This is a genomic window from Pseudomonas fluorescens (assembly GCF_012974785.1).
Taxonomy (GTDB): Bacteria; Pseudomonadota; Gammaproteobacteria; order Pseudomonadales; family Pseudomonadaceae; genus Aquipseudomonas; species Aquipseudomonas fluorescens_BT.
In genome coordinates, this window is sequence record NZ_CP027561.1 from 2,503,416 (window position 1) to 2,515,143 (window position 11,728).

The window sequence follows — 11,728 nt, forward strand, 5'->3', positions numbered from 1 at the left end:
TGTTCCACAACCTGCCAGTCAGTCAGGGGGAGGCGACCTCGGAGCTCTACGGCCGGGCGCTTGCAGCGCCTGGATTATCCGGAATATCGATTCACCAAGGGACAGGCATGAAAGATTACATTTACGGCAGCGTCCAGATCGAATTCTGGAGTTGGGAAGGGGTGGTCGTACGCGCTGACCGGCTCAGTGAGCCCCGCGGACGGGTCGAAGGGATCATCTGGGTCCGCGCGGATAATGGTGATGAATATCCGGTCGACGTTTCATCGTTGACCTTTCAAGTGCATCCGGATGATGAGGTCTACATCCTCTGTGGCCAGAACAAAGTGACGGGCGCCTCAACCAATGTATTTCTGTACAACGCGCGCAACGACTTTGGTCACTTGCTCGGTGGACCAGAAGAACTCTACAAGGCTCTGGTCGAAACCAAGCGTTTCAATCTGGAACTCTGGAGTTCAGTGTTACTCGGTTTCGTGGCGGGCTGGTATATCGATGGCTGGGGGCTGTTGGCGGCGCCAGCACTTTATGTGTTCCTGCGTATAGGCAAAGTCGTACGAAAGAAACGCTGGAGTGCAGGGTTTGCAAGGCATGTCGAGAGGATGATCACTCAGCAATACCAGCGAGACGTCGTTCTTGATGCGCTGGCTCGAAATATCGAATAACCGCTGTTGAGCGGCAAGACCGGTTGGCGTTGAAGCTACGGGTGCGAGCACATGCTCAAAAAAAGGGGCGGCCTGATCATCGATCGGGCCGCCCCTTTTTTACCGCTCAGTCAGATCAATGCATCTTGCTGTGATCGTGGCCTTCCATGTTGGTCAGCGAGCGCACCGGCGCCTGGACTTCGATGGCTTGTTTCTCGCCCTTGGCGTTTTCCACGGTCAGAGTCAGCGGCACGTTGTCGCCTTCCTTCAGTTGACCTTTCAGGCCCATCAGCATCACGTGGTAGCCATTCGGATCGAACTTCACAGCCTTGCCGGCCGGCAAGTCGACCGAGTTGACCGGGCCCATGCTCATCACGTCGTTCTTCATGGTCATTTCGTGAATCTGCACGTCTTTGGCCACCGGCGACGCAACGTTGAGCAGCTTGCTGTCGCTGTCGGCCGTAACGGTCATGAACGCTCCGCTGGCCGACTGGCTTGGAACGGTTGCACGGACCCAGGCATCATCGACCGTGGTCTGCGCCGAAACCTGGAAAGCCAGGCCCAGCAGGGACAGGCCCAGTGCGGCACGTTTGATGTTGTTCAGAAAAGGGTTCATCAGCAGACCTCCATGACGGTAAGCAAGTCTTCCGTACACTCTTGTGCAGAAAGCGATTGGGACAGACCCACGCGCAGGTTGCCGCGGGTGTCGTAGACATAACTGGTGGCCGTGTGCGACAGGGTGTAGGTGTCGCCGGCAGGGACTTTTTCGTAGAAGACGTCGAATTCCTTGGCGGTTGCCTTGGTTTCCTCAAGGGTCCCGTACAGGGCGACGAAGCTTGGGTCGAAGGTCTTGACGTAGGTGTCGAGGATTTGCGGCGTGTCGCGTTCCGGGTCGAGGGTGATGAACACCACTTGCAAGATGTCGCCGTCCTTGCCCATCAGCTTCTTGATTTTTGCCGCGCGGGCCAGCGTCGTCGGGCAGACGGCCGGGCACTGGGTGAAACCGAAGAAGATCATCGGCATCAGGCCGCGAAAGCTCGACAGCGTCACGGTGTTGCCTTCGGTGTCCTTGAGCTTGAAGGTGCGTCCCAGGATCTTGTCACTCAGATCCTTGCCGTACTTGTACGACAGTTGGCCGCGGGTGTCGCAGCCGGCGAGCAGGCCCAGACCGAGCACACCCATTCCCGCAAGCACCTTGCGGCGAGTCAACAAAGCCGTCATCTAATACCGCCCTTTGCAGCCCGCCGGTCGACAAGACAGGCGGGGGGTTAACCGTAAAAGCGGCGCATGATACCAAAATGAACCGGCAGGTCGGTTTTTGATCACCGATGGATGTCAGATCTGCCGACAAAAGGTGTAAGAAAACATGACGCAGGGTGAGGGGGGGGCATCTCTCTAGTTGTATCAAGGGATGATTTTCATATCGTCAGCGATAACAACCCCACTGGGCGATGACCGGAACAGGCAATTGACGACAGCGCCCAGGTTGTTCATCAGAAACCACAGGGGAAGTGTGCATTCCATCGTCGGAGTACCCAGGAAATTCGTCATGTGCAGATCTACTGAGGTGTTGGTTCCGGTAAAGATAAGTTGTTCTATGTTTGCGCCAGCCAGGGTTTGAATCCTCGCACCGGGGGGGCTGACCTTTGCCAGGGAAAGGGTCTTGGTCGCGGGGTCGAAACCCTCGATGTCATAGGGCAAGAACTGAGTGAATTTATCCGCCATGGAATGTGCTCCCTTCGTTGATCTCGGCAACTTCCGAGTAAAGGGAGCATATGAGTCCACTCTGTTTATCTTCTACTGTCACTTCTGACAGTTATTCAGACCGATATGGAATAGTGGGCAACGCCATTTATTGACATCGTATATATAAAGTTACTGAAGATTTGATGCCTCATCAGCACTCCAGCCTCCGCCCAGCGCGGTGTAAAGGTTCACCTGTGCGACCAGTTGCGCCAACCGGTCAGTGATCAGGCCCTGCCGGGAGCTGAACAGCGATCGTTGGGCATCGAGGAAGGTCAGGTTGCTGTCGACCCCGGTCTGATAGCGGTGCTGCGCCAGGTTGTAGTAGTCCTGGGTGGCCTGTACCAGATCGCGCTGGGCCTGAAGCTGTTGCTGATAGGTCTCCCGAGCGGCGAGGCCGTCGGAGACTTCCTGGAATGCTGTCTGAATGGTCTTTTCGTATTCGGCGACGGTGATCTCCTTCTGCAACTTCGCGTAATCGAGGCTGGCGCGCAGGCTGCCGGCGTTGAAGATCGGCAGGTTGATCTGCGGCTGGAATGTCCAGGCACCGGAGCCGCCCTTGAACAGTCCCGACAGGTCCCGACTCGATGTGCCGGCATTGGCAGTCAGGCTGACACTGGGGAAAAACGCCGCCCGGGCTGCGCCGATATTGGCGTTGGCAGCTTTCAGCTTGTATTCGGCCTGGAGAATGTCCGGCCGGCGCTGCAGTAGATCCGACGGCAACCCGGCCGGTACTTGCGCCACCAGATCACTGTCCAGCGCAAGCGCCGGGAGCGTTTCGGGAACCGGCGCACCTACCAGCAGTGTCAGGCTGTTCAAGTCTTGGGCGACCTGGCGTTGATAGCGGGCGAGGCTGGCACGAGTGCTGTCGACGCTGGTCTGCGCCTGGATCTGATCCAGCGCCGATGATTTGCCGGCCTCCCGGTTGCGGGTGGTCAGGTGCAGGCTTTTCTCGTCGGCGGCCAGGGTTTCCTGGGCCAGGGCCAGTAATTCCTGGTCAGCGCGCCAGGTCAGGTAGGCGTTGGCGACGTTGGTCACCAGGCTCAGTTGCGCACTGCGCCGGGCCTCTTCGGTGGACAGCCAGGTCAACAGCGCCTGTTCGCCGAGACTGCGAACCCGGCCGAAGAAGTCCAGCTCGTAGGCACTGATGCCGAGGTTTACGGAGTAGGTCGAGGTGATTGCCCCTTTGGTCCTGGTCACGCTGGCCGGCACCCGTTGGCGCAGCTCATTGGCATTGGCTGAAACCGCCGGCAGCAGATCGGCGCGTTGAATGCGGTATTGCGCCTGGAATGCTTCGACGTTCAGTGCCGCAACGCGCAGGTCACGGTTGTTGACCAGTGCGCTTTCAATCAATTGCTGCAACGCAGGGTCATTGAACAGCCCACGCCAGTCCTCGACAGCGGTCACGGTCTGGGTTGACGCAGGATAAGCGGGGCCTTTTGGGTACTGCGCCGCGCTGGGTGACGCCGGACGCTGGTCATCGGGAATCAGCGAGCAGCCGCCCATCAGCAACGCCATGGACAGCATGGAGATCGGCAACCTGGACATCAAACAGCCTCGTTCACAAACAGGAGTGGGCGCGAACGCCCGTAATGAGAAAACGCCGGATCAGGCCCCGGCCATCCATTTCGCCAGACCGTGACGCCCACTGACCCCGAGTTTGGCCGCGGCGCGTTTGAGGTAAGTCTCGATCGAGCTGTTCTTGACGCTCAAACGTTCGGCCATCTGCGGCACGGTGCCGCCGGTCAGCAGGCCCAGGCAGACTTCCTTCTCACGCACTGACAAGGTGATGTCGCCCAACGCCAGGCGCTCGTCGAACACCTGTTGCAACGGTGTCTGCTCCTGATCGGCCTGGAGTGGGCGCGGTTGTCGGGCGAGGATTTGCCGACGGATCTGCGCGTGACGCTCGATCAACGGCAGCAGGGTGTCGGACAGGCTTTTGAGAAACGACAGCTCCGGCAGGGAAAACACCCGGTGCGTGTGAGGGCGACAGAACGAGATGACACAGCGACGGTTAGAGGTGCGTGACACCAGGTTGCACTGGTGGACGCTGTGGTGCGGGTGTCGTTGCTGCAGCGAGGCTTTGAGTTGAATCAGCAGCGAGTCATTCATCTCGATCATCTTCTGTAACAGCGGATGATCGTCCTGACATTGCAGCGGGTCCGGGGGAGGGAAGGTATCCGGCAAACCGGCGCTGCCCAGGGCCTTGATCTCGACAACGCTGGCCTGGCGCTCGTCGAGTGTCCATTCGCTGAGATCCACCCGGTTGACCGGCACCAGGGTGTCGACCAACTGAAACATGTTGGAGGCGAATCGTTCATTCCCCGTACTGGCGATCAACTCGCCCAGTTGCCAGTAGAAATGCGGGTTTTCCATGTTGCGAAGACTGCCGGTCAGATTCATATCCTTGTCATCCCTGATTTAAAGCCATTGCCCAATCATCTGCCGTGCATACACCTGTGAAGCCGCCAATCCATCATTTCTCCTTGAAATCGATCTGCAGCCGGATTTAAGCCTATACATTTGTCCTACGTCTGTAGGGGAAAACGGGGACACAAAGTGCCACTAACTCCGGATTAATGGCGCCACGTTTCTGTCAGTCGGAAGGTTACAGGCATGTAGGACGTATCTGTACGTTCCAGTGAGAACCCCGAAAACGGCTTCAGAGCGTCAAGTCCCACGATTGCAAAGTCGTAGTCAGCGCAAGTTGATGGCGATTGTCCTACAGGATTTTCAGCCATTTCGTTCCGATTTTTTGGAGGGATGGCCGGCGGGTCGGGCCCAGTCAGCCCGCAGGGCAGCATCAGGAGGGGGGAGTTGTCCGGGTTTCACGTGTCATGCGGGTTTCGGGGCCGATGCTTGAATACGCGCCAAATCACATGAGACGGATCTTATGAACCAATTTGCTGCCGATGCGGCGGACGGTCTGTCCGCGATTTCCGAAACCTTCCCGCTGACGGCTGCCCAGCGTGATATCTGGCTCGATCAAGTGCGTCAGGGGAATTCGCCGGTGTACAACATCGGTGGTTACGTCGAACTGACCGGTGCCCTTGATCCTGCGTTGATGCAAGCGTCTCTTGAAGGCCTCGTGGCCCGGCACGACGCCCTGCGCACCAGTCTGCTGTTGGGGGCCGGTGAGCACGGTCTGCCGTTGCAGCGTTTTGCGCCATCGATGCCGGTGCCGATGCCGTTCCATGACTTCAGTGCCCATCCCGAGCCCGAGGTTGCGGCGCGCCAGTTGACTCAGGCGCGCATCGAACAGCCGTTCACGCTGGACGGCGGGCCGTTGTTCCGTTTCTGCCTCATCCGTCTCGAAGATCGCTGCCATTGGTTTTCGCTCCAGGCCCACCACCTGATTGTCGATGGCTGGGGCTTTGGCGAAATGCTCAAGTCCCTCGGCGAGATCTACAACGCCTTGGCGCTCGGGCGACTGCCGCCGGATTCGGCGCCGTCCTATGTCGACTTCATTCATGACGACGCACGGTATTACGAGTCCGCCCGCTATGCGCGTGACCGTGCGTACTGGCTGGACAAATACCGGCATCTTCCCGAACCGCTGTTGTTGCCGCGCTATCAGGAACGCTTTGCCGACGCGCCGGCACCGACGCGGATTTTCTCGCAGGTCTTTCCGGCACGCCTTCACGAACGCATGAAACAGGTGGCCCTCGAGTACGGGGCTTCGGCGTTGCACTTCCTGCTGGCGGCGATGCATGTGTATTTCAGCCGCATTGGCCAGCGTGATGAATGGGTGGTGGGCTTGCCATTGCTCAATCGTTCCGGAGCCCGTTTCAAGTCGACTCTGGGGCTGTTCACTCAGGTCAGCGCCGTGCGCATGGGGTTCGGGCGCGAGCTGGCGTTCAGTGCACTGGTCAAGGCCGTTCGTGATGAGTTGAAACAGGATTTCCGCCATCAGCGTTTTCCCCTGAGTGAGATGAACCGCGCGCTGGGTCTGCTGCGCGAGGATCGTTCACAGCTGTTCGAAGTGACCGTCTCCTACGAGCGGGACGCCCATGAATACCGGTACGCAGAGGCCCGGGGACGGGTGGTCAAAGTGTCAAACCACGAAGAGGGCACGCCGCTGTCCGTGCACCTGTTGAGCAGCCGTGGCGATGACGAGGACAGTTTGTACATGGTGTACAACGAGGCCTACTTTGACGCGGACGAAATCGCGGCGCTGTGCGAGCGATTGCTGTGGGTGCTGGAGCAGGGGCTTGAAGACACCTCGCTGGCGGTGGGCGATTTCAGTCTGAACCTGCCAGCCGAATCGACGCTGCTGCAAAAGTGGAATGACACGCGCGCGGATTACCCCAACGAGCTGACCATCCATCAGCGCATCGAAGCACAAGCGGCGGCGCGCCCAGATGCGGTGGCAGCAGAATTCCAGGGACAACGGCTGACCTATGCCGAGCTGAACCGACAGGCCAACGCCCTGGCCCATCACTTGACCGGCCTCGGTGTGCAGCCCGATGACCGCGTGGCGCTGGTCGCCCGCCGAGGGCTGGACACGTTGGTCGCGTTGCTGGCGATCCTCAAGTCCGGCGCCGGTTACGTGCCGGTCGATCCGGCGCATCCTGCGCAACGGCTGAGCTATTTGTTGAGCGACAGCGCGCCGGTCGTGGTCCTGACCCAGAGCCATCTGCATGAACGTCTGCCGGTGCTGAATGTGCCGGTGATCGACATCGACTCGCGCACTTGGCCGGTCAACGATCTCAACCCCGAGGTCTCGGGCCTGACCACCGCGCATCTGGCTTACGTGATCTACACCTCCGGCTCCACCGGCCAGCCCAAAGGCGTGATGGTCGAACATCGGACCCTGTCGAATCTGGTGGACTGGCATTGCACGGCTTTCGACCTGGGCGCGGGTCGCCACACCTCGAGCCTGGCCGGCTTCGGCTTCGACGCCATGGCCTGGGAGGTCTGGCCCGCGCTGTGTGTCGGCGCGACCCTGCACCTGGCGCCGTCCCGCGACGGCAGCGAAGACATTGACGCGCTGCTCGACTGGTGGCGTGCGCAACCGCTGGACGTGAGTTTCCTGCCGACCCCGATTGCCGAGTACGCCTTCAGTCGCCACCTCGAACACCCGACCCTGCGCACACTGTTGATCGGCGGCGATCGTCTGCGTCAGTTCAATCGCGAGCAGACGTTCGCGGTGATCAACAACTATGGCCCGACCGAAGCCACAGTGGTCGCCACCTCGGGCCGAGTCGAACCGGGGCGGACGCTGCATATCGGCAAACCCGTGAGCAATGCCACGGCCTATCTGCTGGATGATCGACAGCGTCCGGTGCCGATTGGCGTTCCCGGTGAGTTGTACGTCGGTGGTGCCGGCGTAGCGCGGGGTTACTTCAACCGGCCGGAGCTGACCGTCGAACGCTTTCTCGACGATCCATTCAGCAACCAGCCCAACGCGCGGATGTACCGCACCGGCGACCTCGCACGCTGGCGCCCGGACGGCAACATCGAGTATCTGGGCCGCAACGACGATCAGGTGAAAATCCGTGGCGTGCGCATCGAACCCGGCGAGATCGAAGCGGCGTTGAACAGCCATGAGTCGGTGCGCGATGCCGTGGTGCAGGTGCGCGACGGGCAGTTGCTGGCCTGGTTCACCGAACATCAAACGCTGGACATAATGCAGCTGCATGCCCATCTACAAACCCGTCTGCCGAGCGCAATGCTGCCTTCGGCTTACGTGCGCCTGGAGGTGTTGCCGCTGACGGCCAACGGCAAACTGGATCGCCAGGCGCTGCCGGCGCCGGGGCCGGAGGCGTTGATCCGCCGCGAGTACGAAGCTCCGCAAGGTGACGTCGAAATCCTCCTGGCGCAGATCTGGGCCGAGGTGCTGCAAGTCGAGCGAGTAGGGCGTCACGATCACTTCTTCGAACTGGGCGGGCATTCGTTGCTGGCGGTCAACCTGATCGAGCGCATGCGTCAGCTCGGCATGAGCAGCGATGTGCGCGTGCTGTTCGGCCAGCCGACCCTGGCGGCGCTGGCCGCGTCGGTGGGCAGTGGTCGCGAAGTCGAAGTGCCGGCCAATCGTATTCCGCCGGGTTGCACGCAGATCACCACGGACCTGTTGCCGTTGGTCGAGCTGGATCAAGCCACCCTCGACCGGATCATCGCCACCGTGCCGGGCGGGGCGGCCAACGTGCAGGACATCTATCCGCTGGCACCGTTGCAGGAAGGCATCCTTTATCACCACATCACCGCCGCGCAGGGCGATCCGTACCTGCTGCAATCGCAACTGGCGTTCGACAGCGTCGAGCGGGTCGAGGCCTATGCGGCCGCGCTGCGTCAGGTCATGGCGCGACACGACATCCTGCGCACTGCGGTGGTCTGGGAGGGCTTGACCACCCCGGTGCAGGTGGTCTGGCGCGAAGCCGAACTGCCGGTGCAGGAAATCACCCTCGATCCGGCCGGGGGCGATGTCCTCGCGCAACTGCACGCGCGCTTCGATGCCCGGCGTTATCGCATCGACGTCAGTCAGGCGCCGCTGATCCGGCTGATGTATGCCCGCGACCCAGCCCTCGGGCGGATCGTGGCGATTCTGTTGTTCCATCATCTGGCGCTGGATCACATCGCCCTGGAAGTCTTGCGCCATGAAATGCGTGCCAACCTGCTGGGGCTCGATGAACCGCTGCCGCCAGCGGTGCCGTATCGCAATTACGTGGCCCAGACCCGACTCGGTGTCAGCGAGCAGGAGCATGAAGCGTTCTTCCGCGAAATGCTCGCCGACATCGACGAGCCGACCCTGCCGTTCGGTTTGCAGGATGTGCAGGGTGACGGTCGCGGCATCGACGAAGCCGTGCGCACGCTTGCACCTGAACTGGACCGGCGCGTGCGCCTTCAGGCGCGACAGGCTGGCGTCAGCGTGGCCAGCCTGATTCACCTGGCCTGGGCGCAGGTGCTGGCGGCGACGTCGGGGCAGGAACATGTGGTGTTCGGCAGCGTTTTTATGGGCCGGATGCAAGGCGGCGAGGGTGCGGATCGGGCGCTCGGGGTGTTCATCAACACCTTGCCACTGCGGGTGGACATCGACCGGGGTGTGCGCGATGCCGTGCTGCTGACCCACGCCCGACTGACCGACCTGCTCGGGCACGAACATGCGTCACTGGCGCTGGCCCAGCGTTGCAGCGGCGTTGCGTCGCCGGCACCGCTGTTCAGTGCGTTGCTCAACTATCGACATACCGACCTTGAGGTGCAGGAATCGGCGTCGGACCCAGCCTGGCAAGGGATCCAGACCCTGGAGAACGAAGAGCGCACCAACTACCCGATGACCCTGAGCGTCGATGATCTGGGCAGCGCCTTGCAGATCACCACGCGAACCCTGCTGAGCATCGGCGCCCAGCGCATCGGCGACTACGTACAAACCGCGTTGCAGGCGCTGGTTGATGCCCTTGAGCAAACCCCGCAACAGTTGCTGAATCGCTTGCCGATCCTGCCGGCGGCGGAGCTTGAACAACTGCTGGTCGAGTTCAATGCCAGTGAAGTCGATTGCCCGATCGATCAGCCGCTTCAGACCTTGTTCGAGCAGCAGGTGCAACGTCGACCTGACGCCATCGCCTTGCAGGCCGGTGAACAACAGCTGACGTATCGCCAGTTGAACGAACGGGCCAATCGTCTGGCCCATCATTTGCGTGAACAAGGTGTGCAACCGGATTCCCGGGTGGCGATCTGTGTTGAGCGCAGCCTGGATCTGATAATCGGCCTGCTCGGCATTCTCAAGGCGGGCGGCGCGTATGTGCCGCTGGATCCCGACTATCCGCTGGAGCGCCTGCATTACATGCTGCAGGACAGCGCCCCGGTGGCGGTGCTGGTCCATGACGCCACCCGCAATCTGTTGGGCGATCCGGGTGTGCCGGTCATTGATTTCGACCATTGCACCTGGCAGCACGCGTCCGCCGACAATCTGCAAGTACCGGGTTTGGGCGCTGCGAATCTGGCCTACATGATCTATACCTCGGGCTCCACCGGCACGCCGAAGGGCGTGATGATCGAGCATCGAAGCGCCTGCAACATGGTGCACTGGGGCTCGCAGATCAGCCCGCCGACCGAGCACGGCGCGCTGTTGCAGAAGGCGCCGTTCAGCTTCGACAGTTCGGTGTGGGAGATTTTCTGGCCGCTGTGTTCCGGCCTGCGGCTGGTGCTGGCGCGTCCCGACGGCAACCGCGATTCGGCCTATGTGACCCAGGTGATTCGCGAACGGCAGATCACCGTGGTCAAGTTCGTGCCGGCGCTGCTGCAACAGTTCATCGAGCAGGACGATGTCAGTCAGTGCACCAGCCTGACCGACGTGCTCAATGGTGGTGGTGAGCTGAGTGCCGCACTGGCCCGGCGCGTCCGCGAGCGCCTGCCATGGGTGCGTCTGCATAACGTCTACGGCCCGACCGAAACTACGGTCGACAGCACCGGCTGGTCGCTGGAACCGGATCAACCGGTGCCGGAAGCCGTGGTGCCGATCGGCAAGGCGCTGAGCAACACTCGGCTCTATGTGCTGGATGTCCACGATCAACCGGTGCCCTTCGGTGTCAGCGGTCACTTGCACATCGGCGGGGTCGGGGTCGCGCGGGGGTATCTGGGCTTGCCGGACATGCAGGCCGAGCGCTTCATCGACAGCCCGTTTGTGGCCGGTGATCGCCTGTACCGCACCGGCGATCTGGTGCGCTACCGGGCGGACGGCAACCTCGAATTCCTCGGCCGCAACGACTTCCAGATCAAGCTGCGCGGCCTGCGTCTGGAGCCGGGGGAAATCGAGGCGCGACTGATCGAGCATCCGGCGGTGCGTGAAGCGGTGGTGCTGGTGCGCGACGAACGACTGGTGGCGTATTTCACCGTACGCGAAGGCTTCGACGCGCCACCCATCGAAACCTTGCGCGCCCACGTGCTGGAGCGTTTGCCGGAGTACATGGCGCCGGGCGCTTACGTGAAGCTCGACGCATTGCCCCTGACCCCGAACGACAAGGTCGACCGCAAGGCCTTGCCGGCACCGGGGGCGGAGGCGGTGCTCAGTCGTCGCTACGAGGCGCCCGAGGGCGAAGTCGAAATCCGGCTGGCGCGGATCTGGGCCGAGGTGCTGCAACTGGAGCAGGTCGGGCGCAACGACCACTTCTTTGAACTCGGCGGGCATTCGTTGCTAGCGGTCAGTCTGGTGGCGCGCATGCGTCAGGCCGGGCTGCACGTTGATGCCCGCACGCTGTTCAGTCAGCCGACCCTGGCCGCGCTGGCGGCCCAGACTTCGGCGCAGGCCAAACAGGTTGAAATTCCGCAAACCACCATACCGACGCTCAACCGCAAACGCCGGCTCTGAGCCGACATCGGCGTCGATTCGCGGTTCCCGCGGATCGACGCCA

The 11,728-nt window shown here is 61.4% G+C and carries 7 protein-coding genes; 2 read left to right on the forward strand and 5 right to left on the reverse strand.

The features are described 5' to 3' along the window. Positions 1-107: 107 nt before the first annotated feature. Positions 108-659: a hypothetical protein gene (locus tag C6Y56_RS11235; RefSeq protein ID WP_169429916.1), complete on the forward strand. Its 552-nt coding sequence runs from the start codon at positions 108-110 to the stop codon at positions 657-659. 115 nt (positions 660-774) lie between these two features. Here the strand turns inward: C6Y56_RS11235 and C6Y56_RS11240 are convergent, their stop codons facing one another. The 5 genes from C6Y56_RS11240 to C6Y56_RS11260 all read right to left on the reverse strand — a co-directional run bounded on the left by C6Y56_RS11240 (position 775) and on the right by C6Y56_RS11260 (position 4,784). Next, positions 775-1,254, reverse strand: coding sequence for a copper chaperone PCu(A)C (locus C6Y56_RS11240; RefSeq protein ID WP_169429917.1), 480 nt, complete (start codon positions 1,252-1,254; stop codon positions 775-777). Then, positions 1,254-1,859: an SCO family protein gene (locus tag C6Y56_RS11245; RefSeq protein ID WP_169429918.1), complete on the reverse strand. Its 606-nt coding sequence runs from the start codon at positions 1,857-1,859 to the stop codon at positions 1,254-1,256. Before C6Y56_RS11245 ends, C6Y56_RS11240 begins: the two co-directional genes overlap by 1 nt. Positions 1,860-2,042: 183 nt before the next feature. After that, entirely contained in the window at positions 2,043-2,363 is a 321-nt protein-coding gene (locus C6Y56_RS11250; RefSeq protein WP_169429919.1) for a hypothetical protein, read from the reverse strand. 150 nt (positions 2,364-2,513) lie between these two features. Next, positions 2,514-3,929, reverse strand: a complete 1,416-nt coding sequence (locus tag C6Y56_RS11255) for an efflux transporter outer membrane subunit (protein WP_169429920.1) — start codon at positions 3,927-3,929, stop codon at positions 2,514-2,516. A 60-nt stretch (positions 3,930-3,989) separates the two neighbouring features. After that, entirely contained in the window at positions 3,990-4,784 is a 795-nt protein-coding gene (locus C6Y56_RS11260; protein ID WP_169429921.1) for a helix-turn-helix transcriptional regulator, read from the reverse strand. A 490-nt stretch (positions 4,785-5,274) separates the two neighbouring features. Here C6Y56_RS11260 and C6Y56_RS11265 point away from each other — a divergent pair, with 490 nt between their 5' ends. Further along, the gene (locus tag C6Y56_RS11265; protein WP_169429922.1) at positions 5,275-11,685 is read left to right on the forward strand and encodes a non-ribosomal peptide synthetase; all 6,411 of its coding nucleotides are present in this window, start codon (positions 5,275-5,277) and stop codon (positions 11,683-11,685) included. Positions 11,686-11,728: the final 43 nt, after the last annotated feature.

Coding starts and splice junctions, on each gene's coding strand:
- C6Y56_RS11235 (WP_169429916.1), top strand. CDS start 108: ATGAAAGATTACATTTACGGCAGCGTCCAGATCGAATTCTGGAGTTGG.
- C6Y56_RS11240 (WP_169429917.1), bottom strand. CDS start 1,254: ATGAACCCTTTTCTGAACAACATCAAACGTGCCGCACTGGGCCTGTCC.
- C6Y56_RS11245 (WP_169429918.1), bottom strand. CDS start 1,859: ATGACGGCTTTGTTGACTCGCCGCAAGGTGCTTGCGGGAATGGGTGTG.
- C6Y56_RS11250 (WP_169429919.1), bottom strand. CDS start 2,363: ATGGCGGATAAATTCACTCAGTTCTTGCCCTATGACATCGAGGGTTTC.
- C6Y56_RS11255 (WP_169429920.1), bottom strand. CDS start 3,929: ATGTCCAGGTTGCCGATCTCCATGCTGTCCATGGCGTTGCTGATGGGC.
- C6Y56_RS11260 (WP_169429921.1), bottom strand. CDS start 4,784: ATGAATCTGACCGGCAGTCTTCGCAACATGGAAAACCCGCATTTCTAC.
- C6Y56_RS11265 (WP_169429922.1), top strand. CDS start 5,275: ATGAACCAATTTGCTGCCGATGCGGCGGACGGTCTGTCCGCGATTTCC.